This is a genomic window from Marivirga tractuosa DSM 4126 (assembly GCF_000183425.1).
Classification (GTDB): Bacteria; Bacteroidota; Bacteroidia; order Cytophagales; family Cyclobacteriaceae; genus Marivirga; species Marivirga tractuosa.
In genome coordinates, this window is sequence record NC_014759.1 from 1537946 (window position 1) to 1561257 (window position 23312).

The window sequence follows — 23312 nt, forward strand, 5'->3', positions numbered from 1 at the left end:
TGTCTTTGTAGAATGATAAAAGGTAGCATTAACATTTTGCATATCATCATCTGTCTGCTTTAGAGCTTTGAATTACCCTTGGTCTGACCTTCGGTACTGACCTTAGTGCAATAAACCTACACCCATCATCCTTCGACATGCCAACTTGAAAACTTGTCAACTTTAATCAACTTTTCTTCCGCTCTTCTCTTCTCCTCTGCATCTCTTCTTTAATCATAGAAAATTCTCTACTACTTTGTCCTGCCACCGAAGTATTTTCCTCGGCTCTTCTAAATAAATAAGGCATTACAGCTTTCACGGGACCATAAGGAACATATTTAGCTACATTATAGCCTTTGTCAGCCAAATTAAATGAAATATTATCGCTCATTCCATATAACTGAGCAAATGATATTCTACTATCATTTGGCTTAATCCCATGTTTATCCATCATATAGGCCAAGAAATAGTTGCTGTACTGATTATGCGTTCCATTGAACACATATATCCTTTCCAAATTTTCAACACAATACTCCAAAGCAGAATTATAATCGATATCTGTTCTTTCCTTTGATATTTGGATAGGATTTGGATAACCCATTTCTTCTGCTCTATCTGCCTCTTTCTCCATATAAGCACCTCTTACTAATTTAGCACCGATATAATAACCCTTTTCCAAAGCTCTCTTATGCGCTTTCTTAAGATTATCAAACATATCAGCCCTATACATTTGATAGGTATTATAAATAATGGCTGTTTCTTTGTTATACTTCTCCATCATTTGATAAACTATTTCATCAATCGGATCTTGTAACCAACTTTCTTCAGCATCAATCAATACTCTAACATTATTGTCATAAGCTGCTTTGCAAATTTTCTCTATTCTTTCTTTATCTCTTTGGTGAATTGCTTTTTCTTTTTCAGTTAGCTCTTTACCTGCCTGAATTTTCGTGAAAATTTTTCCTAGCGATACACCGGAAGGTTTAAAAACACAGAATGGTAGATTATCATCATTGGCTGCACGATCTATCGTTCTTAGAACTTCATTCATGGTTTTATCGAATCCCTTTTCATTTTTGGCACCTTCAACAGAGTAATCCAAAATGGTTCCTATTCCATGCGAAGCCAATTCATCAATCGTTCCTTGGCTATCTTTAATTGTTACACCTCCACAAAATTGATCATAAACTGTCCAATAAATTATTTTGCTGATTGGCAAATGCAAGGCAAATCCTAATTTCACAAAAAATTTACCTATAGCCACTAACCATCCCTTACCCATTAAGGTAAATAGCCAATAGGCTTTCCTTAATTGTCGATCCGACTTACTGGTAAATGCAATGGATACATCATCAAAAATTGGGTTTGTAGTTACTTCCATAAAATTCTTTTAAGTCCGCAAATATAAGGAAAACGAAGTCACGTCCTTTTTGTTAAATTCATTAAATTGCATCTTTTTACAAAAAATTTCATGAAGATTAAAAATTGGTATTCAGACGGCAAACCTTGGATAATAGCAGGACCTTGTAGCGTAGAAACAGAAGAACAGTTATTGGAAACGGTTGATGGATTGGTAAAAGATGGGATCACCACCATTAGAGCTGGGGTTTGGAAACCAAGAACCCGTCCCAACAGCTTTGAAGGCGTAGGGAAAATTGCATTTCCATGGATTAAAAAAGCTAAATCACTTCACCCCCATATTCAGTTTGCCATTGAAGTGGCTTCTGCTGAGCATGTGGAATTGGCTTTAAAAAATGATATTGATATTTTATGGGTAGGCGCTCGTACCACTGTCAATCCTTTTAATGTGCAAGAAATAGCTGAGGCAGTAAGAGGTGTAAAAGACATTCCCATTTTAGTGAAAAACCCGATCAATCCTGATTTGGCATTATGGATAGGTGCTTTGGAAAGATTTTATGCAGTAGGCATAGAAAAACTTGGAGCGATTCATAGAGGTTTTTCTACTTATCAGGAAAGTATTTATAGAAATATTCCATTGTGGCAGATTCCGATTGAATTGAAATCACGCTACCCTGAGTTGCTCTTGATAAACGATCCAAGTCACATTGCAGGAAAAAGGGATCTGCTTTTTGAAATTGCTCAAAAAGCCATGGATTTGCAATATGACGGGTTGATCATTGAATCTCATAGATCGCCAGATGAGGCCTGGAGTGATTCAGCACAGCAACTGACCCCTGATGCTTTGAAGGAAATGCTCAGCTATATTAAAATCAGAGAAAAAAACTTTCCCAATAAAGATTTTAAAAATGAATTAGAAGGCATAAGAGATCAAATTGATGAAACGGATAAAGAATTATTGGAAGTTCTATCGAGACGATTAGAATTGGTTAAAAAAGTAGGGCAATATAAAAAGGATAAAAATGTTGCTATATTTCAGTTGGAGCGTTGGAACAAAATAATAGAAAACCGTCCATTATGGGGCGAAAAACTGAATTTGAATGCTGATTTTGTGAAATCCATTTATCAGGACATCCATGACGAATCCATCAGAATTCAAACTGATATTTATAATAATGAAGAATAAAAAGAAAGTATATACGCTGGGACCCAAAGGTTCATTTCACCATCTAGCATGTGTTGAATATTTAGGCGGACAACAGGAAATTGAGTTCTGTGAAAGTTTCGCAGGCGTTTTTGAAGCCGTTAGAGCTGGACATTTGGGGTGGATTGCATTGTATAACAGTTTGGCAGGAGTGGTAGAAAATCATGAAACTGAGATTGAAAAAAATTTCACTTTGTTGGATGAAATGGATTATGAAGTGAAATTATGTATTTGTGCAGCACCAAAGACTAAATTGAAGGAATTAACAAAACTCTATTCCCACGAAAAAGCTTTTGGGGAAAGCAAGCGGTTTACATCCGAAAAATTACCTAAAGTCGAATTCATCAAATGTCCAAGCACTTCACATGCTGCACAGAAAGTAGCTCAAGAAAAAGAGGAAAATTCCGCTGCGATATGCCATGCAGAAACTGCTAAGTTTTATGGATTGGAAATTTTAGCTAATATCCCAAATAAGAGGAAGAATGAGACTAGTTTTGGGTTGTTTGCAGGTTAAAAACTTATTATGAATATTAGAGACTAATTTGAAATATAATCTGTATTCATCCTTCTTTGATATAAATTTTTACCTACTCTACTTATATGGTCAAGAAGTTCTGGATTCTTAATTTTATGATAAATTGATAGATCAATCTTATAGGGTAACATTAAATCATCTAAATCAAACTCAACTTGATTTATTAAGCTCAAGTCAATTTCATCGCCAATTAAAGAAATATCAATGTCGGATGCGGGTTTATAATTACCCATAGCTCTTGAGCCATAAAGCAGTGCTTCTTCAATTTGAGGGTAATTTGAAAAAACAGACCTTATGTTAAAAATATCATCTTTTGTTAAACCTGAATTTTCCATTTAAAACATTTTTCCTTGTTCCCCACTTCTTTTAGATTCCATATTTTTTTGGAATTCCAAAAATGCTGGATAATAATCATTTAATATCCTTTGATAAATTTCATCGGCAATATCTTCATCATAGGTATGTGAAGTTTTATTTCGGCTACCAATCATATCCATCCAAATTTTACCATCTGAAACAAGATTCAACTGAAATGCCTCTCTAGTAGCATCTCTACTCCCACCAACTTCAAAGTTCCCTTGATATTTGGCATAATCCTTCATTACATTCCAAGCTAATTCATGGGTATATTCAAAACGTTGAATTAAGCCTTCTTTTATCATTTCATCCAAAACATCATTCAAATCATTTTCATCAAGCGATTCTTCTTTATCCAAAACATTTTGTTTGATATATTGGATGGCTTGCGTAAGCTTTTTTAACGCTTTCACATAATTTGAAAATCGCTTCTCCCACCTGATATCTTGTTCCATATTATTTAAGATCAATATTAGACAAATTTTGAGTATAACAATGAAATCTAAAGTTTAATTGTTATAAAATAAAATTACAACCTAAATCAAAGTAATAATAATGACTTCCTAAATAATATGACATTACCTACTTATTCGAGTGAAAAGCAATCCTATTCCCCTCTGTATCCATACATATGCTACAAAAACCGTGTTCTCCAATTGGCTCTTTTTGTTGAATCACTTTACCACCAGCACTTTCCACTCTTGAAGCTTCTATTCCACAATCCTCACTTGTAAAATAAACTAATGTACCACCAGGTCCTGGTTTGATTTCCTTAGTTTTACACAGCGCTCCGCTGATATTACTACCATCTTCTGCCCATGGAAAGCTCACCATCTGCAAATCACCAAATCCTCCTGGCATTTGCATCGGTGTCATTTCAAATTGCAATACTTCTTCGTAAAATTTTTGAGCTCTGCTCATGTCTTCTACATAAATTTCTACCCAAGTAAATGGGTTCTTTGATTTAGATGCCATATAGATATATTTTTAATTTTATAATCAAATCATTTCGATCTTATCAGCTGTTCACTAAGTCTTTGGTCTCTTCTTGTTTCAATCCTGTAGCATGTAAAGTAATGCCATGTTCCAAAAATGCTTTTAAATTGGTCAACCAAAATGTCCAGCCTGTGCTACAGCCAACGTAAATTTCCATCTTGCTTTTTTCATCATTAGGTATGTCGCTTTGAGTTAATGTGACCTCTGTCATTCCATTGATTTCAGTCAGTTTTACATTTACCTTCCCTCCAGATCCAAATGTAAAGGATATAAAATCTTTCCCATTCGCTTCTAGGACTTCCCCTTTCTCTGTGAAGTTCCAATTGTTCCATTTCCAATTAAATCTATCTCCCTTCTGCACCAGCTCTTCAGGTTTTCTCTTTTCGCTACCCTGATAATAAGATGCTTCTTCAAGAAACCATTTTTCAATTTGATCTTGTGTTGCCCAGCATTCATATACAGTTTTAACAGCGTGATCAATTACTATCCTCATAGAAAAGGTATTCCAATTTTTCATGTCAAGTAATTTAGTGGCTTAGTGCAATTATGACTCTAATATCTTTTTCAATTCCTGTAAACCATACTCAAAATCTGCCCCTAACATTGCATCAAAATCCATGGTCAATAACATTAAATTCATGGGGTAATCCATTTTCCCTTTGAAGCCCCAAATAACTCTGGTCTGGTTTTCGCCAACAGATTCAAGCTCTATGTAAGCCTTTTCAGAGGATTCGAATGGCTCGAAAAATCTCAGCGCATAATCGATCCTTTTATCTTCTTCAATATTCAATATTTCCTGCTCCCCCACTCCCACATCACTATTATCACTTGTCCAGGACGAAATAAATCCAACAGTACCGTCCACACCCTTAAATTCCTTTTTCATATCAGGGTCCATGGAACTCCATTTACTAAAGTAATCTTGATTCTTTAAATACTTCACATAATCGAATACTTCTGATTTACTTCGATCAATTACAATATCACGTTCAACGGCATACTCTTTTTCAGTAAAAGCACCGACAATTAATACCAATAGGACGAATCCCAGAATGGCAAATCCAATAATCTTTAAAACCTTCATAGTTCAATAGTTTAAAAAGTGTTACCGAAAATAAAAATAATAATTGAACGGCTAGAAAATATTGAACAAATAAATACAACTGTAAATTGAAGTGCTATCAAATTTCAGAAGCATTAAACATCATTAAAATTAGCTTAGAAGCATTTTCTCATACATTATTCTGCTCTACAATCTTATACCAAATAAATAAAGCTAACGAACGTTAGATAAGTTCTTTTTCATGTATTTTGGAAAAATTTTCAGAATTTTATTTTGTTTTAAAAAATCAGTGCTCTACATTTGAAGCATGAAATACACACAAGGACGATTTTATTTTTACTTTTATTTTATCCCGCTCAGGCGAGTCGGTCCTTGTTATGCTATGTAATTACTAAACTAAATCATACTACAAGCCCGATTCGCAAGAGTCGGGCTTTTTTTTGTCCAAAATCTAAAAGCAGTAGAATTATGAATACTTTAAAAATGAAAGATTGGGGCTTAGGCCTTGGAAAACATGTAGTCATCGCAGGGCCTTGTTCGGTAGAAACAGAAAAGCAAATTGATGACCTATGCAACAGCTTTGAGCATGAACCGCAAATAGGTATGTTCCGCGGGGGAATTTGGAAACCTCGTACCCGACCAGGAAATTTCGAAGGATTAGGAGAAGAAGCTTTACCTTGGCTGCAAAAAGTGAAAAGTAGATTACATATTCCAGTTTGTGTGGAGGTGGCCAATACCAGTCATGTAGAAGCCGCTTTAAAGCATGATATTGATGTGCTTTGGATTGGAGCCAGAACCACTGTAAATCCATTCTCTGTGCAAGAAATTGCAGATTCGTTGAGAGGGGTTGATATCCCCGTAATGGTAAAAAACCCGATCAATCCGGATCTAGCATTATGGGTTGGCGCTTTAGAAAGAATGCATGATGTGGGCATTAATAAACTAGCCGCAATACACAGAGGGTTTGCTGACCCTTACGATAAAATTTACAGGAACAAGCCAAACTGGAATTTGGCAATGCAACTGAAACTGGAATTGCCTGAAATTGAAATCATTAATGACCCTAGCCATATTTCAGGGAAGTGGGAAATGGTGCAGTCTGTAGCCCAAAGAGCTCTTAATTTCGGAATCGATGGCTTGATGATAGAAACACATCCAACCCCTGCTGAAGCCTGGTCAGATGCCCGTCAGCAGTTAAATCCTGAGCAATTATTGACTTTACTAAAAGAAATCTCCTTCCGTGAACGGATTGATTTTGAAAATCAAATTCCTGAAAATTTGAAAGAAATGCGTAATTCAATCGATCATATTGATCAAAAACTAATAGATTTACTTTCTGATCGCTTCCATTTGATAGACAAAGTTGGAGCTTACAAAAAAGCCCATGAATTATCAGTTTATCAAGGAGGAAGATGGAAAGACGTATTGGAAAGCAGAATTAAGTTAGGTACTGAAAAAGATATGAGCGAAAAGTTTATGAAAAACTTGTTGATCGCTATACATGACGAATCCATTAAAAGACAGGAAAAGCAAATCGCCAATAAGGATGTTGAACCTTTAACCATTATATGAGCAAAGTATATTTTGAAGAATTAAGTTATATAGAAGAGCTCTTAGCTTCAATTGAACATTCGCAATTATTTGTTCTTGCGGATGAAAACAGCAAAGAACACTGCTATCCTCTGCTAAAGAATCACTTGGAACATCATCAAGTGATAGAAATCGCTTCTGGTGAAAAACATAAAACCTTGGATAGCTGCAATTTGATTTGGAATGCCTTGACTAATGCTACTGCAGATCGAAAAGCATTGCTGGTTAATTTAGGCGGTGGTGTAATCACGGATATAGGGGGCTTCTGTGCAGGCACCTACAAACGTGGTATTCGATTTATTAATATCCCCACTACCTTGCTCTCGCAAGTTGATGCAAGCGTGGGTGCCAAAACAGGTATAGACTATAATGAATATAAAAACCATATCGGACTATTTTGTGAAGCTGAAGCAGTATTAGTTAATCCAATATTTCATAAAACTTTACCTAAAGAGCAATTGGTATCAGGCTATGCCGAAATGCTAAAACATGGTTTGATTGCAGATGAAAAGCATTGGCAAGATTGTCTTGAAAATGGATCTGAAAAGTTCAGCAATGAATTGATTCAACAATCAGTAAAAATCAAAGAAGATGTGGTGAAGTCTGATCCTACCGAGAAGGGATTAAGAAAGATTTTGAATTTTGGACATACGATAGGGCACGCCATTGAAACTCATTTATTAAATACTGAAAATGAATTATTGCACGGTGAAGCAATAGGATTAGGAATGATAGCGGAAGCTTATATTAGTAAATCAAAAGGATTATTAAGCGAGCAAGAATACAAATTAATAGTAGAAGAATTATGGAAAATTTACAAAAGCCCTAAAATAGAAAAAGCCTCTTACGCTGAGATAAAAAGGCTTTGTAAACAAGATAAAAAGAATCAAAATGGTGAACTCAACATGAGCTTGCTCAAAAATATCGGACAAGCAATCTATGATATTCCTGTTGAAGAGGAACTGATAGATCAAGCGTTAAATGAAATACTATAATTTCATTTTCTCACGAAATGATTTTGCACTGTGAATGGCTGAATCACTCAAATCATTTAGCCAGTCTGAATCTAAACTTTCTTCAGTATGTCTTTTGATATTTCTTAACCGATCCGCTACAGTTCTTGTAACTTTTTTACCATTTTTACTTTTCAAAAGGGCTCCAGCTGCTACTACTGTAGCAGCACCTGCTAAAAATGAAAAAATTGATTTACTTGTCGTGCTCATTGTATTAAAATTTAAAGTTGATAGCTTGATAACGCTTAACTTATAAAAACAGTTTAAACTAATAAAGAATATTTTGAATTATTTTATAAAACAATATAAAAATTCTACCAATAACGGAATTTGTTCTATCAATCTTCCTAGCTCAAAAAGTGAATCGAATCGTTTATTGGTTATGAATGCACTTTCTGATGGAAAAATTGATCTTAACAACCTTTCTAGTGCAAGAGACACACAAACGTTGATCAAGCTTTTAGAAAATGAAAATGAATTAAATACATTTGATGTCTTGGATGCTGGAACTGCCATGCGTTTTCTGACCGCTTACTTTGCAGTTGCCACGAAAAACGAAGTAGCTTTAACTGGAACAGAGAGGATGAAAAAGCGTCCAATTAGAATTCTGGTAAATGCTTTAAGATCAATTGGGGCAGAAATTAGCTATAACAATGAAGAAGGATTTCCACCTTTGAAAATTAAGCCATTTCAAAAGCAAATAAGTTCAAAAATATCAATTCCTGGAAATATAAGTAGTCAATACATCTCCGCCTTATTGATGATAGCTCCTTCCCTACCTCATGGGCTAGAAATCAAAATTGAACCACCAGTTTTTAGCAAGCCCTATATCAACATGACTTTGGGTTTGATGGAATTATCTGGGATTCAGTATTCTCAAAATAAAAATACTATTTCTATACAGTATCAAAAATATCAAGAAAGCTCCCAAGGTGTAGAATCAGATTGGTCAGCCTCCAGTTATTGGTTTTCAATTATTGCACAATCAGAAATTGGCAAAAAGGTGTTTCTGGAAGGGTTGAAAAGTAAAAGCTTTCAAGGAGACAATGACATAAAAGAAATAGTTGGCAACTTTGGTGTAAGTTACAAATTTGAAAAAACTGGTATACTACTAGAGAAAATTAGTTCTGCAAAAAATAGTCTGTTAAAGTTAGACTTTAAAAAATGTCCTGATTTAGCTCAGACCGTTTTACCTTGCGCTGCTTCTTTAAATGTGGATTTGGAAATGACAGGTTTGGAGAGCTTAAGAATTAAGGAAACAGACAGAATTTCGGCTTTGCAAAACGAATTATCAAAATTCAATTGTAAACTTACAGAACCAGAAAAAGGCATTTGGAAGCTCGATAGCTCAAATTTCAAAGCGAAAGAAGGTATAATAATTGAAACCTATGAAGACCACAGAATGGCAATGGGCTTTGCACCATTGGCCTTAAAAACAGGAATCCAAATTAAAGATATTGAGGTAGTGAATAAATCTTATCCCAGTTTTTGGGAGGATTTAGAATTATTCGGTTTTGAGTTGGTCGAGCAATGAGTTGAAATACTGAGGAGCTTTTAACATTCTGCTACCGTACCAGCTGAACATTTCACCATCAACCATAATAAAATCCGCACGAGGAAACTCCTTTCTTAGCTCTTCTATATGTTTTGGCTCAAATGGAAAAGGCTCTGATGAAAGGAATATATAGTCAGGATGCTGCTTGACAATTTCATCCATCCCCTTTGCAGGATATCGATCCTTTTCCACTATATTTTTAAAACCTGAAAATTGCAGCATCTCAGAAATAAAAGTGTCTTTACCAGCCCACATCCAAGGGCTTTTCCAAATGCAATAAGCTACATTAATACTTGAAAGGGGTTTCTTTATGGAATCAAATTCCTGTATAATGCTATGTGTAATTTCTTCTGCCTTTTTAGATCTGTCTGTCAATTCTCCTATATCTTCCATCATTTCCAGAGCGGTTTCAAAACCATCAACATCTGAAACATAGACCGGACAGACTCTTGAAAGTTTCTCTACGTACTGTTTTACATTTTCCTCTTTACTTGCAATAATCAAGTCTGGCTGTAGGGATCTTATCTTATCTAAATGCTGTTGTTTAGTACCGCCAATGATTACCTTTTCTTCTATAAAGTTTTTAGGGTGAACACAAAACTTTGTAATACCCACAATCTCTTCACTTAAACCCAAATCATACAAATACTCTGTTATTGAAGGCACTAGGCTTACTATTCTTTTCGGATAGGAGTCTAATTGAACTAGGTTATTAATTTGGTCTTTTAAACTAGGCATAGAATAACTTATAATATTTTAGACATAAAAAAAGCTTCATCTTTTGGACGAAGCTCTACACGATAAGTTTTTAAAAAATTTAAATAGTAATTCCCATATTAACTAATTGACTAGATACTTTCAGATTACTATTCGTAAATGTAGCTTGGTTAATTTCAAATTTCAATTTCCCTCCAACTTCTCTGAAATTAATAGAAGATCCTTTTTTACCTAATCCTGATTTGTCAGTAATAATTAAAGTTGGCTTGGTATCGTATTTTTCTAAAATAGTCTCGAAATCTCTACTCTTATCAGCAGCCAAATAAATTATATGTGCAGTTTTTAACTCCGCAACATCTGAGATATTTACAATTTCAGCATTTTGTCCTTTCACCTGTCTTTGCCCATATAATTTGGACAATTGATCATAAACATCATCATCTCCATAAACTGCAATTATAAAGTCACCTGACTTGGAATCATCTGGCCACTCGATATATTTAATAAAATTAAAAATCAGCATCGAATGGATTTCATGCATAGGTCTTTGCGCATTTGCATCAAAGGAGTTGACAACAAAAGAAACAAAGAATACAAAAATGAATATTTTAAAAGTAAATTTCATAATTCAAGAATTTCGATTCCACTTAACAGCCAAAATTAACACTATTCTTTAGAAATTTATATTCAATTAAAGAAATAAGCCAATTTTAACAGCAAAAGATAAAATAAATACAACTATTACTGCTAATATTTTTATTTGAAGTAAAAAAACCCTAACTACAAGATTTCTATAACCTTCAGCTAGGGTAAAAAACTAAACTAAATCACTATGTCTTCTTAGATTAAAATCCCCATGCTGGTTAATTGATTTGAAATCTTCAAATTACTTCCCTTGATGGACTCCTGATTAATCTCAAATCTCAATTTTCCGTTAATCTCTTGAAAATTGATACAACTTCCTTTCTTACCAAGACCATTTTTGTCAGTAATCGTCAAAGTTGATTTTCCTGCAAACTTCTCTTGAGCTGCTTCAAACTCTCTACTTTTATTGCTTGATAAGTAAAGGACATGTGCATTATTTACTGCACTTACGTTATCAACATTAACAACTTTAACACTTTGACCTTTTACAGTTCTCTTAGCGTAAAAGTTTTGAATTGTACTTGCAACATTTTCATCACCTACCACAGCAATAACAAAATTTCCTGATTTGGTCTCTGTAGGCCATTCTACATATTTAATAAAATTAAACATTAACATTGAATGGATCTCGTGCATTGGTCTTTCTCCTGATTTAAGGTTAAAACCAATTACCATTAGTGCAATTACGATTAATACTCTACTGATTCTTTTCATTTTATAATTATTGATAATTTACACTACAAAGGTAGAACCATGATTTTTATCAGTAAATCGAAAAAGCACCAATAGCTTTCAGAAGTAATATTTTAAGGAATTAAGACAATTTGTATCTAAAATTATGCTTGTCCTTGAGGTTTACAACAAATGAATATAATAAATCAATAACAGATTGAACATCACTGCTGTGTACCATTTCTACAGTCGTATGCATGTACTTGAGCGGAAGCGATACTAAAGCCGATGGAACGCCCTCGTTGCTGTACGCAAATGCATCAGTATCAGTACCGGTAGCTCTACTAGCAGCCGATCTTTGAAAGGGTATTTTACCTTTTTCTGCCAATTCTATCAGCATTTTCAACAAATTATTTTGAACCGCAGGCCCATAAGTTAAAACTGGTCCTTTTCCTGATTTTTGATCCCCACTTTCTACTTTATTATAAAGAGGAGAATGCGTATCATGGCAAACATCAGTAATAACCGCTACATCTGGTTTGATTTGATGCGCTATCATTTGCGCCCCTTTCAATCCAACCTCTTCTTGCACAGCATTCACTATATATAATGCAAATGGAATTTGATCTTTGTTTTCATGGATCTTACGAGCTACCTCTGCAATCATAAATCCACCAATTCTATTATCCAAGGCTCTTCCTACAATATAATCTTTATCTTTAAGATACATTAATTCATCATCAAACGTGATCACACAGCCTACATGTATGCCCATTTTCTCCACTTCCTCTTTATTATTGGCCCCAACATCAATAAAAATATTCTTTAACTCGGGCTTGATGTCATTCTCTTTATTTCTCACATGAATTGCAGGCCAGCCAAAAATTCCTTTTACTATGCCCTTATCAGTATGAATATTGACTCTTTTCGATGGAGCAATCTGATGATCTGAACCACCATTTCTAACTACATATATATATCCATCATCAGAAATATAATTCACAAACCAAGAAATTTCATCGGCATGCGCTTCGATTACAACCTTATAAGGAGCATCTTTATTTATAATTGCTGCTACTGTACCGTAATTATCTTGAATAAATTCATCCGTATACGGTTTGATATATTCTAACCAAAGTTTTTGTCCACTGGTCTCGAATCCTGTTGGAGCTGCATTATTTAAATATTTAAAAAGAAAATCTTCTGCTATCTTATCCATAATTAAATTGTATGTTAATTAAATGTCAATGCTAAGATAAGCGTTGCTGATAGCAAAATGTTACTCAATCCTAATAAAATCTGAGAAATAGGACATTAATTCCTACCTGCTATTAAGAATGGGAGAAGAAATATTGCACCAACCGTAGCAAAAGATAAATTAATTGCGAAGCCCAATATTCTAAAGGGTAATAATAGCAACCAAATTAAAGGGTAAAGAAATAAGGCTAAAATTGCTAGCGGCCAACAAATAACCAAAAGAATACACCAAAGTAAGAATCTTATCATGACTGTTGTTTTTTTACTTTAGCTTTTTCAATTGATGTGCCAATATTTAAAATGCACTTTTTAATAGGTTGGACAAACACCAAGCTTTGGTGTGCATTAGAAATGAACAGTAAACTGTCCGAATTTGCACAGTATCAATGAAGTTTTTTTTGAACAAACGAAGAGGAATACTAAACTGAAAAGCCCTTAAATTTTTTGAGGCTTTAACGGCTTTTCCAAATGAGAAGCTTTTTTATTGATTTTTGTATACTACACCCTTTTTCATAACAAAATCAACCGACTCCATCGTCTTAATGTTTTCTGTTGGATCATCACTTACCGCAATAATATCTGCCATTTTACCCTCTGATATTGAACCATACTTATCATAAACCTTCAATAATTTTGCTGGAGTTACAGTAGCCGAAATGATTGATTCCATAGGTTTCATTCCTGCTTCCACCATATAACCAAATTCCTTTCCATTATCTCCGTGTTTAAAAACACCAGCATCAGTACCAAAAGCAATATTCACTCCCTTTTTATACGCTTTTCCAAATGTATCTTGAATTTTAGGACCGATAGCTTTAGCTTTAGGAACCACCACTTCAGGATAATATCCTTCAATTTCGGCCAGTTCTGCCACACTTTTACCTGCTGTAATAGTGGGCACATAATAAGCATCATATTCTTTCATCAGTTCCATTGTTTCTTCAGACATCAAAGTACCGTGCTCAATGGTTTTGATTCCCGCCCTGATTGCGCGCTGCATTCCTTCATCGCCATGTGCATGTGCTGCGGTTAGCATCCCATAATCATTAGCTGTTTCCACTATGGCTTTCAATTCATCTTCAAAAAACTGTGGGTTCTGACCATTTTTCGCCATACTTAAAACACCAGCTGTAGCCGTAATTTTAATAACATCAGCTCCATTTTTATAACGCTGACGAACTGCTTTTCTAGCTTCTTCAGGGCTATTCACTACACCTTCTGCTGGCCCAGGATTTCCCATCAAATCGTCTTTATAGCCATTGGTAGGATCGGCATGACCACCTGTAGTAGCAATAGATTTTCCTGCAGAATAAATGGTAGGGCCATCTACATAACCTTTATTGATAGCATCTCTTAAACTACTATTTACCCCACTTCCACCTAAATCACGAACTGATGTAAAACCAGCCATCAAAGTCTTTTTGGCATAGACAGTAGATTGAAAAGCCACATCCGCATCATTTAATGTAAATCGTTTGATATAACCATCTTTGGATGTTTCGCTCTCTAAGTGGACATGCATATCGAATAAACCAGGCATTACTGTTTTCGATTTCAAATCAATAGCTTTAGCATTTTCAGGAACATCCGAATAGCCCTTTTCGACCGACTTGATTTTATCTCCTTCTATAATAATGGTCATTTCTGTTAAGACTTTTGATTTCTCAACATCTATTACTTTACCGCAATGCAAATAAGTGGTTTGAGCTATTACGTTGAAGCTCACAGAAACCATAAATAAAAATAGATAAAGCTTTTTCATATATTTTTGTATTTTTTATTGTTATACTTTTCTGAAATTTTAAAGTAAATCATCAGGATTATTGATGTAGAGTCCTAATTCTTCATCGCTTAATTCTGGCTGTTTCTGTTCGTCCTTTGCTGTTACAATTGAATTAGTCATACTTCCAACTAATCCTCTGTCTAGCCCCATTCTTTCAGCTATTAAGGCACACATTTGAGCTTCTCTCTCATCTAGTTTATTATCAACCAGCATCATTTGGATATACTCATAGAGAAAAATTATTTTTTCTTTAAGGGTGTCAGGTTCATGAAATTTGACTTCTGATCCCTCATCAATAATCTCATCCACTTCTTTTTCTGCTACTCCATTTTTTCTACCCAAGGCATAGAGATATCTTTTTTCTTCCTTAACAAATCTATTATCAATTTTAGCAAGCTGATATAAATGAATAAGATGGGAATATATTTTTTCAGTTGTCAATTCAAGCTCAAATTTCATTTTTAAAATTCATCACATTAATAAGCAATATACAATTTGTTGCGGAATATTCCACCAAATTAACCTATATTGAAAGTCATGAATTTTTTGGCACACATATATCTTTCAGGTGAATCCAATGAATTAAAAATCGGAAATTTTATAGGTGATTTTGTGAAAGCTTCGGATATGGAGCACTACAATGATACAATCAACCACGGTATCAGAATGCATTGGGCAATTGATGAGTTTACTGACCAGCATCCAATTGTTCAGAAAAGTAAAGATAGATTAAGACCAAAATATGGTCATTATGCAGGAGTGATCGTAGATATCTATTATGATCACTTTTTAGCTAGGAACTGGAAAGAGTATCATGCCGAAAATTTAAGGCAATATGTTGATCAACAATATAAAATGTTAGAGAATCATATCAGCATCCTACCAAAAAAAGTGGTACATATGCTTCCTTATATGATAAAATATGATTGGCTATTTAATTATCAATACTTTGATGGCATAGACAGGGTCATGCATGGAATGGCGAATCGTTCCAACTTTAACTCGAGAATGGATGAATCTGTGGTGGAATTAAAGAAATATCATATGGAATTTGAGGAAGAGTTTGAAGAATTTTTCACTGAACTTCAGGCATTTTGTAATGATTTTTTGAAGAAGAAGTAAATTTTAGTAAAAGTGGTTTTCATATGCAATCATTTATATTTTAGGCAGGGCTAAAATCATTGGATTCCTGCCTGCGCAGGAATGAACGCACAGAACAAATCATATGCATTAATTCTATTCTTTTTCCCTTCCTTTGAATGATTTCCTCCTGTTTTCATTATAAGTCGATTTATTGTCAACTTATTTCAGGACGGGACACATTCACAAAAAAAAGCCAGCTCAATCTTTGGAGCTAGCTTTTATCTAATATGGAATTGTCAAATTTAGTTCTTCACCAATTTCTTCATCGCTCTTCCTTTGGAGTTGGTAATTTCCAGAAAGTACATATTGCTATGAAGCTCACTGATATTGAGTTTCAAATTATCAGTAAAGTTTTCTTCCTTTAATACTGTACCATTCATGTCAATAATTCTAGCAACTGCCTTACCTGGAATTTCAATATTCACGAAATCACGCACTGGGTTAGGATAAACGGCCACTTCGATTTCGTTTTCGATACCAAGTCCAAGTACCACTTCTTCTATATTGAATACAACGCCTTCCTCACTTACAGCTGCGGAGATTATCAATTCTGAGCCCTCTTCATCCATGGTGAAGGTAGAACCTTCCAGGTTTATATCTATGCCCACTACATCGAGTAAAAGTTGATACTCTCCCGCAGGGATACGTGTGATTTCAAAGTCTCCATTTGCGTCTGTCTCCACCTGCGTAAGAATTTCTTCATCTGATGTTCTTACTAAAAAAACCGTCACACCTTCCAATCCTTCTCCATCTAGAATTGCACCTTGCACAATTCTACCAGTTCCTGTTCCAGCGTCTACAACTCTTCCATTAACTATACCATTTCCAGTAAGTTGATTGGGATCAGATTTCTCAATCATCTGAATTTCAATATCTGAAACAGAACTAAGCACATGTCTACTCAATGTGGATCGATTGGCATCACCATAATAGGTTTTCGCATAACCCTGCTCAGCTTCGTTTGGCTCAATTATAATAGAATGAATACCCAATGGGATGTCTAAAGAGAAAGTACCTTCATTAGTAAGTTCTGCAGAAGCTCTTGTAATTATTGTTCCAAGGAAATTGAAGTTTGCTTTTACTGTTCCATTTGTGAATGGCTCGCCTTCTTTATTTATGGCTTTTCCAGCTATTGTGAATGGAGTTGCATTATCAAACTGCCATTTTAGAACGGGATGAAAACCAACACCTGCATGCGACCAAATATTATCTAAATCCCACCCTTCATTTACATAGGATTCTCGCTTGCGCATTTCAGAGGTAATAAGACCGTTACCTCCAATTATATTGGTATCTGTACCAGAAAGTTCAGTGTCCCAAAACGTATTAGTAAATTGAATAGCCTGAAATCGCGCCCATCCAAGTAAGCCACCACCATTTGCTCCAACCTTACCATTACTATAACAATTGGTAATCAAGGCTACATTATTAACAAAATTATCCACCTCTCCAATCAACCCACCATGATAATCATCGGATGAAACATTACCGATATTATAACTATTAGTAAGGTTAGTTGTATAGCGATCCATCTTACCAACTACCCCCCCTGCAAACTTGCTAGAATGAAGAGTTCCAGAATTAAAAGAACTCTCTATCACAGAAGTTCTATTTTCTGTTCCCGCGGCAAGACCTATTAAACCACCAACTAACTCACCATTTAAACTGCCATAATTTGCTGATCTTCTAATTAAAATAACCCCGAGCTGATAACCAACTAATCCACCTACAGTTACTTGGGAACCTGTTGGGCTATTCTGTGTAGCGGAAATAGATAAATCATTTGTACAATCTTCTATCAATAAATCCCCTCTTACAAATCCAACTATCCCACCATTTTGGAGGCCATCTTCAAATAATACATCGGGTCCCGAAACATGAACATTTGAAATTGTAAAATCAAATTCATTCGTTACTTCGAAACTACTAGCACTAGCAGCAAGAGCCGCATTAATTGACCCTCCTGATAAAAATTCAACTTCTAAAAGACTAAGATTACTTATCTCGGCATTCTGTTTTAGTTCATAAAACATAGCGCAATACGCATCACAATTTCCTATTTTCATCCCACTTATGAAATGATTATCTCCTTCATAAATACCATCAAAACCTTTTGGTTCCGCGGATTCAGAAAAACCTATTGGCGTAAATGCTTCGCTACCCATCTGAATATCCGAAATCTGAAGAAAATGGCTACTTAAATCTTCCGAAATAGAAGCAAAGTAACTGATTTGCCTTAAATCATCCTCATTCGCAATCAAGTAAGGATCGTCTTCCGTACCAGAACCTCCACTATATTTGAAATTAAGGATGGCGCTTGCAATAGTAGCTGTTTCATTAAAACTACCGGCCAAGTCTTCAAAAGCATCCGCTTCAATGGTAATAGTTATAGTGGCGCCTTTTTCTAATTCTTCATCAGCTGCTATACTAGCAGTAGCTGTTTGTTCATTAACCATCACAAAACCTGTTATGCTAGCATTATTGACTTGAACATCTGACAGCTCAAAACCAGTAATAGGCTCACTAAAGCTAAAAGTTACCTCAACTGGATCAAAACCGATTTCAGTAGGCAAGTTTTCGATAGTTACAGTTGGAGCAGAAGTATTATACAACAATCCTTCAATTATATTTGAAGAGGCTTCATTTCTAGCTGAATCTACTGCTCGTGCTGATAAATCATATATCCCTTCGCTTAAGTTTTCAAGGGTCAAGCTCCATGCACCATTACCTATATTCTCTTGTGGTATTATGTAATCGGTTGCTCCAACCCCTATAATTAAACTATCAAGATTTGTTTCTTCGATGGTGCCATTTAAAGTGATAGGGCCTGATTCAGTTACTGTTTGCTCATTTATTGATACTACAGGAACTGTATCATCATATTTAATCACATATACCTCAGAAGCTGCATTACTATTGCCAAATTTATCTTGGGCTATATTTGCAGGGAAGCTAACAAGAACATTATCTGCTCCACTCGGGCGTAACAATAAGCCCACGGCAAAATCAGATGGTAGCGTAACAAAATCTATTACTTCTGCATTATCAATATTATAGGATGATACCGGAACTCCCGCGTTTAAGTCTTCGCTCACTACAAAATCTACCTGAAAATCATTACTATTGGTGAATGCAGGTACATTTTCAAGGAATAATTCTGGTGGCGTATTATCAAACTGTGTTATTTGCTTATTACTTGCAGTATTAAAATTACCAGCTGCGTCTTGTACCCGATTCTCCGCAACTTCTAAAGTAACTTCTCCATCTGCTGAAGGATTAATTGTTACAGTAAAGCTAATACTATCCGGAGTTGTTAAGGCACCGATTGTTCCATTGCCAACAGTTATATCAGTTATGTCAAAACCAGAAACCACCTCGCTAAATGAAATGCTAGCATCAAAAGAAGTTGTATTTCCTACTGAGTCTGGAGCAGTAATAGCAACCGTAGGTTTTGTAGTATCTATATAAAAGATGGAATCAATTACTGTCTGATTATCTGCTGAATCCAGAGCAGTTACTTCTATGGTGTGCATGCCCTCAGTGAAAGTATCACCTCCGAAACTATTTGTAAACCAGACTGTGTCACTTATACCTGTTTGATATACGGTTGAACCACCGTCAATTCTTAAACTCACACTTTTTGGAAATGTATCTTTAATTGAACCAAACAAAAGAGGTGTAGTGCTATTGAATAATGTATCAGATAAAGAAATTATTGGCGCAGTGACATCATACTTTAGTATTAAGTCACTTTCTGAAGCTAAATTCGCATTACCCGCTAAATCATTGGCTACACCAGCAGCAACACTTACATTGATAACTCCATCTGCAGTTGGGGTAATCTCAATATCAAATACAATATTGTCAGAGGTTGAGAAATTGGATACTGTTCCGTTATTTACTGTTAAATCAGTGGACTCAAAACCGGCCACTTCTTCGCTAAAAGTAACGGTTACCAGTAATGGTGCGGTAGTTTCAAACTCAGGCTCTGATGTAGCAAAAGAAACTGTTGGTGCTTCTGTATCCGGTATAGGTGGCCCATATACTTTGACTTGTCCGGCAGTTTCTCCACCTGCCCCATTTAAAGGAGCTCCCACCACGAATTGCTCACCGGTGGTAGTGGCCGCCACTGATGTTCCAAAAATATCGCCCGAAGCATCTCCTACAATGGAATCTAATAAGTTCCAATCGGATGTAGCATACTCGTAAATATTAACATAACCATTGGGGCTGTCAGGATCAACAAAACCAGGCGCACCAACAATTAATCTTGCACCATCTCTAGAGAGGGAAAGACTTCTACTGAATTCGTCATTGAAGGTATTGGTTGTAACTCTACTTCCCAATAATTGCCATGAAGTGGTATATTCGAATACCTCAAAATAAGTATTGATAGGGCTAAAAAGGCTGACCATGGTTCCTACAGCTAACCTACTGCCATCATCAGAAAGTGAAACATCATTACCAAATAAAGCACCTAAATCACCTGTGAAAGAATCCATTAAAGACCATGCGCTACCATCAAAATTATATATTCTTACTTGCCCACTATCATCAAAATCACCTTCGACAGAAGAATAGCTGGGAGCGCCCACCGCTAAAACTGTATCAGTAGCGGTTACAGCAATATCTATACTGTTTCCGAAAAGTTCATTATCCTGAACTCCGTTAAGGTCACTACCAAATTGCAAATAATCATTACCCGATCTTTCATAAACCCTTACAGCACCTCTTTCGGATCCACCACCCGCTGCAAAGGGAGCAGTAACTGCTAAAATATCCCCATTCGCTGAAATGGATATAGCATCTCCAAAGGATTCACCAGAAGCTGAAGCATCTAAAGTAGCAATTTGAATGTAACTACTGCCAACCCATTCATAAACATAAATCCGGCCTGAATTGGAAAAATCACCAAAACTAGCCTGATTAGAAGGAGCTCCTATGGCGAGAATACTTCCATCTGCACTCATGCTTAAGCCTTTTCCAAAATTATCGGAATCTGCTTCTCCCTGCAAGGTAGCACCTCTTTGTACCAGGCTATTTCCTGATAGCTCGTAAACCTTCACTTCCCCGCGGAGAAATTCGGTTGGGCCACTAGCGGCAATGATATTTCCATCTGCCGAACTTGCTACTGTATTTCCAAAATTATCAGCTGGTGCACCTGTAAGGTCACTTCCTAATTGTTCATAGGTTTGGGCATTGACTATCATGCCAAGCAACGATAAGCTGATGATGAGTAGAATTCTATATTTCATATAGTTTTAAGTTTTTCAAAAACTAAAATTACATGAAACCTTGAGTTCATCATAAAATTTCATCGAATATAAATATACTGATCAGATGCTTTTTAGGCTTTAAAATGGCTTATAGACAACTTTAGCTTAAAATCTATAGAAATTTGTCGAATGAAAGACTTTATTAAGAGGAGAAATAAAAAAGCCAGTTGAAAATAATATAACTGGCTAAAATATAATCGATCGGTATTTTATAAAGGAATACTACTGAATCACAATAGCTACCTTATTCAATTTTTTAGCCTCAAGGGTATCCGTTTGAACACCTAAATTATTATTATTCATTTTACCTTTTTCAGCATGGACATGATAAACTTTAGGCTCTAAATCTTTAAAAGTTACTCTTCCTTTTTTGTCTGTCACTTGAGCATCTGCAACAGGATTTTCACTTTTTCTGTAGTCGTCTTTGTTTCCATAAAGGGTAACAGTTGCACCTTCCTGAATATTCCCTAAATCATCCTGAATGACAATTCTTAAGTTGGTTTTAAATAATTGAGCATCTTCAGATTTTGGAGTAAACTGAAAGAACATAAAAGCTGATACAATTAATAAACTTAATGCTAACGTTAATTTTTTCATAGTTTTTGATATTTGGGTGTTCTTACGTTGAATGAAATGAAATTGTTATTTTACTTAAAAAACAAAAAAAGCAACAAACCTCTCGATCTGTTGCTTTCTAATCTATTATTTAATCAATTAAGCTGTTTGCCCAATTAATTTTAAATGTCTTGTATGAGACCCCATAGCGGCTAACATTGATGGGAATTCATTGTAAGCTATATTGAATTGCTCACAAGTTTCTTTCACTAATTTATTGATTGCAGGATAATGAACATGACTTATCCTTGGGAATAAATGGTGTTCAACTTGGAAATTCAATCCTCCTGTGTACCAATTCAATATTTTACTTTTTGTACCAAAATTAGCCGTAGTTCTGATTTGGTGAATTGCCCATTCTGTAGGGATAATTTTCTCTCCTTCAACAGGTGCATCATGGAAGTCAGTAGACTCTACCACATGAGCTAATTGAAATACCACCCCAATTGTCCAGCCTGTTACAACAGACACAACTAAGTAACCCAAAATCGTTGCTAAAACACCTTTCATTAAAATAGGTAAAATGAAAAAGGTAGTAATGTAAGCGAATTTAGTAGCCCAAAAGATAATATGTTCTTTGACGCTCATTTTCGCCAATTCAGTATTCGCTACTTTTCTAGTGAAATACTTTTTAAAATCTTGAAAGAAAACCCAAAATGCATAAGAGGTAGCATATAAAGGATAAGCATAAACATGCTGAAATTTATGATACCATCTTTTCTTTTGGTGAGTAGAAACTCTGATAAAAGGACCGATATTAATGTCATCATCCATTCCTTCAATATTAGTGAAAGAGTGGTGATTTTTATTGTGCTTATTCTTCCAGATGAAAACTACCCCACCCATAAGGTTTAAGGTCAATCCCATCATATAATTTACATGCTTATTATTAGAGAAACTTCCATGAGCTCCATCGTGCATAACGTTAAAACCGATAGCGGCTAAATTCAATCCGAAAATTCCACATAAGGTTAAAGAAAGCCAAACTGGCATACTAACAAATACAATTAGACTGTATAGGGTAGCAAATGAAACCAATAAAATAGTGGCTTTAGTGTATAATTTTTTATTACCCCAAGTTTTCAAGTCGTTTTGTTTGAAATAGGCGTCAACTTTCTTTTTCAGTGTAGGGAAAAAGTTGTTGTCAGTGATTTTTGTTGCTGATACTTCTTGCATAGTTAATTCAATAATTGACTTGCTCAACGAGCAAAGCTAATGTTTCGTTCATAAAATTAGAAGTAATTCATAAGTACTCATAGAAATTAAGAAATAATTCGACAAATGTGGAAAAATAAATCAATTTGTTCAGTAATTTCTTTGGATACTTCTACATTTTTTAAACAAACACCAAATATTAATCATCAATATTTAAGCTTATCCCAATACTTTGAAGTGATATTAAAATCAATAATCTTTACTATAATTGGCAAAACTTCTATTTATTAATAACTTAGAATCGTAGCTTAATTGAAACAATTACAATTGTTTCATGTTCTTCAAGAACAATAAATCCCAGATTAATGAAAAGTCGTAGATGTGACAACACCTTTTAA

22 protein-coding genes are annotated in these 23312 nt (G+C 35.1%); 6 read left to right on the forward strand and 16 right to left on the reverse strand.

All coding sequences use genetic code 11. From position 1 onward, the window contains the following. Positions 1 to 166: 166 nt before the first annotated feature. Positions 167 to 1360, reverse strand: a complete 1194-nt coding sequence (locus FTRAC_RS06300; protein ID WP_013453396.1) for a proline dehydrogenase family protein — start codon at positions 1358 to 1360, stop codon at positions 167 to 169. Between the two features lie 90 nt (positions 1361 to 1450). Between FTRAC_RS06300 and FTRAC_RS06305 the strand changes: the two genes are divergently transcribed. Together FTRAC_RS06305 and FTRAC_RS06310 are read left to right on the forward strand one after the other, a co-directional pair. Beyond that, positions 1451 to 2524, forward strand: coding sequence for a bifunctional 3-deoxy-7-phosphoheptulonate synthase/chorismate mutase type II (locus tag FTRAC_RS06305; RefSeq protein WP_013453397.1), 1074 nt, complete (start codon positions 1451 to 1453; stop codon positions 2522 to 2524). Further along, positions 2514 to 3056 (forward strand): prephenate dehydratase domain-containing protein, encoded by a 543-nt coding sequence (locus FTRAC_RS06310; RefSeq protein WP_013453398.1) that lies wholly within the window; start codon positions 2514 to 2516, stop codon positions 3054 to 3056. Before FTRAC_RS06305 ends, FTRAC_RS06310 begins: the two co-directional genes overlap by 11 nt. A 23-nt stretch (positions 3057 to 3079) precedes the next feature. On the opposite strand, the gene FTRAC_RS06315 is transcribed toward FTRAC_RS06310, so the two are convergent. The 5 genes from FTRAC_RS06315 to FTRAC_RS06335 all read right to left on the reverse strand — a co-directional run bounded on the left by FTRAC_RS06315 (position 3080) and on the right by FTRAC_RS06335 (position 5514). Beyond that, complete coding sequence (locus tag FTRAC_RS06315; RefSeq protein WP_013453399.1) at positions 3080 to 3412, reverse strand: nucleotidyltransferase domain-containing protein; 333 nt, start codon at positions 3410 to 3412, stop codon at positions 3080 to 3082. After that, complete coding sequence (locus tag FTRAC_RS06320) at positions 3413 to 3889, reverse strand: nucleotidyltransferase substrate binding protein (RefSeq protein WP_013453400.1); 477 nt, start codon at positions 3887 to 3889, stop codon at positions 3413 to 3415. Positions 3890 to 4016: 127 nt separating this feature from the next. After that, positions 4017 to 4409 carry a VOC family protein gene (locus FTRAC_RS06325; RefSeq protein ID WP_013453401.1) on the reverse strand — a complete coding sequence of 131 codons (393 nt, stop codon included), beginning with the start codon at positions 4407 to 4409 and terminating at the stop codon, positions 4017 to 4019. Positions 4410 to 4452: 43 nt separating this feature from the next. Then, a complete protein-coding gene (locus FTRAC_RS06330; protein WP_013453402.1) occupies positions 4453 to 4947 on the reverse strand; it encodes an SRPBCC family protein in 495 nt (164 codons plus the stop codon). A 27-nt stretch (positions 4948 to 4974) separates the two neighbouring features. Continuing rightward, positions 4975 to 5514, reverse strand: a complete 540-nt coding sequence (locus FTRAC_RS06335; protein WP_013453403.1) for an SRPBCC family protein — start codon at positions 5512 to 5514, stop codon at positions 4975 to 4977. Between the two features lie 447 nt (positions 5515 to 5961). Between FTRAC_RS06335 and FTRAC_RS06340 the strand changes: the two genes are divergently transcribed. Continuing rightward, positions 5962 to 7065, forward strand: coding sequence for a chorismate mutase (locus FTRAC_RS06340; protein ID WP_013453404.1), 1104 nt, complete (start codon positions 5962 to 5964; stop codon positions 7063 to 7065). After that, on the forward strand, positions 7062 to 8078 hold the full coding sequence (gene aroB / locus FTRAC_RS06345) for a 3-dehydroquinate synthase (protein ID WP_013453405.1): 1017 nt from the start codon (positions 7062 to 7064) through the stop codon (positions 8076 to 8078). The genes FTRAC_RS06340 and aroB overlap by 4 nt, the downstream gene beginning before the upstream one ends. Here the strand turns inward: aroB and FTRAC_RS06350 are convergent. Next, positions 8073 to 8306 (reverse strand): hypothetical protein, encoded by a 234-nt coding sequence (locus tag FTRAC_RS06350; RefSeq protein ID WP_013453406.1) that lies wholly within the window; start codon positions 8304 to 8306, stop codon positions 8073 to 8075. The two genes, aroB and FTRAC_RS06350, sit on opposite strands and share 6 nt — an antisense overlap. A 73-nt stretch (positions 8307 to 8379) precedes the next feature. On the opposite strand from FTRAC_RS06350, the gene FTRAC_RS06355 reads away from it, so the two are divergent. Further along, positions 8380 to 9630: a 3-phosphoshikimate 1-carboxyvinyltransferase gene (locus tag FTRAC_RS06355; protein ID WP_013453407.1), complete on the forward strand. Its 1251-nt coding sequence runs from the start codon at positions 8380 to 8382 to the stop codon at positions 9628 to 9630. On the opposite strand, the gene FTRAC_RS06360 is transcribed toward FTRAC_RS06355, so the two are convergent. From FTRAC_RS06360 to FTRAC_RS06385, 6 genes are all read right to left on the reverse strand, one after another. Beyond that, complete coding sequence (locus tag FTRAC_RS06360) at positions 9601 to 10389, reverse strand: ABC transporter substrate-binding protein (protein ID WP_013453408.1); 789 nt, start codon at positions 10387 to 10389, stop codon at positions 9601 to 9603. The two genes, FTRAC_RS06355 and FTRAC_RS06360, sit on opposite strands and share 30 nt — an antisense overlap. Before the next feature lie 79 nt (positions 10390 to 10468). Beyond that, positions 10469 to 10993 carry a YfiR family protein gene (locus FTRAC_RS06365; RefSeq protein WP_013453409.1) on the reverse strand — a complete coding sequence of 175 codons (525 nt, stop codon included), beginning with the start codon at positions 10991 to 10993 and terminating at the stop codon, positions 10469 to 10471. 215 nt (positions 10994 to 11208) lie between these two features. Further along, positions 11209 to 11727: a YfiR family protein gene (locus FTRAC_RS06370; RefSeq protein WP_013453410.1), complete on the reverse strand. Its 519-nt coding sequence runs from the start codon at positions 11725 to 11727 to the stop codon at positions 11209 to 11211. A gap of 100 nt (positions 11728 to 11827) precedes the next feature. Next, positions 11828 to 12904, reverse strand: a complete 1077-nt coding sequence (locus FTRAC_RS06375; protein ID WP_013453411.1) for a M42 family metallopeptidase — start codon at positions 12902 to 12904, stop codon at positions 11828 to 11830. A 519-nt stretch (positions 12905 to 13423) separates the two neighbouring features. Then, complete coding sequence (locus FTRAC_RS06380) at positions 13424 to 14704, reverse strand: metal-dependent hydrolase family protein (protein WP_013453412.1); 1281 nt, start codon at positions 14702 to 14704, stop codon at positions 13424 to 13426. 39 nt (positions 14705 to 14743) lie between these two features. After that, entirely contained in the window at positions 14744 to 15184 is a 441-nt protein-coding gene (locus tag FTRAC_RS06385; protein WP_013453413.1) for a hypothetical protein, read from the reverse strand. Between the two features lie 78 nt (positions 15185 to 15262). Here FTRAC_RS06385 and FTRAC_RS06390 point away from each other — a divergent pair, with 78 nt between their 5' ends. Beyond that, entirely contained in the window at positions 15263 to 15847 is a 585-nt protein-coding gene (locus FTRAC_RS06390) for an acyl carrier protein phosphodiesterase (protein WP_013453414.1), read from the forward strand. A gap of 263 nt (positions 15848 to 16110) precedes the next feature. On the opposite strand, the gene FTRAC_RS06395 is transcribed toward FTRAC_RS06390, so the two are convergent. The 3 genes from FTRAC_RS06395 to FTRAC_RS06405 all read right to left on the reverse strand — a co-directional run bounded on the left by FTRAC_RS06395 (position 16111) and on the right by FTRAC_RS06405 (position 22935). After that, positions 16111 to 21123 (reverse strand): Ig-like domain-containing protein, encoded by a 5013-nt coding sequence (locus FTRAC_RS06395; RefSeq protein ID WP_013453415.1) that lies wholly within the window; start codon positions 21121 to 21123, stop codon positions 16111 to 16113. Between the two features lie 243 nt (positions 21124 to 21366). Further along, a complete protein-coding gene (locus tag FTRAC_RS06400) occupies positions 21367 to 21741 on the reverse strand; it encodes a hypothetical protein (RefSeq protein WP_013453416.1) in 375 nt (124 codons plus the stop codon). A 117-nt stretch (positions 21742 to 21858) separates the two neighbouring features. Beyond that, a complete protein-coding gene (locus FTRAC_RS06405; protein ID WP_013453417.1) occupies positions 21859 to 22935 on the reverse strand; it encodes a fatty acid desaturase family protein in 1077 nt (358 codons plus the stop codon). Between the last annotated feature and the right edge of the window lie 377 nt (positions 22936 to 23312).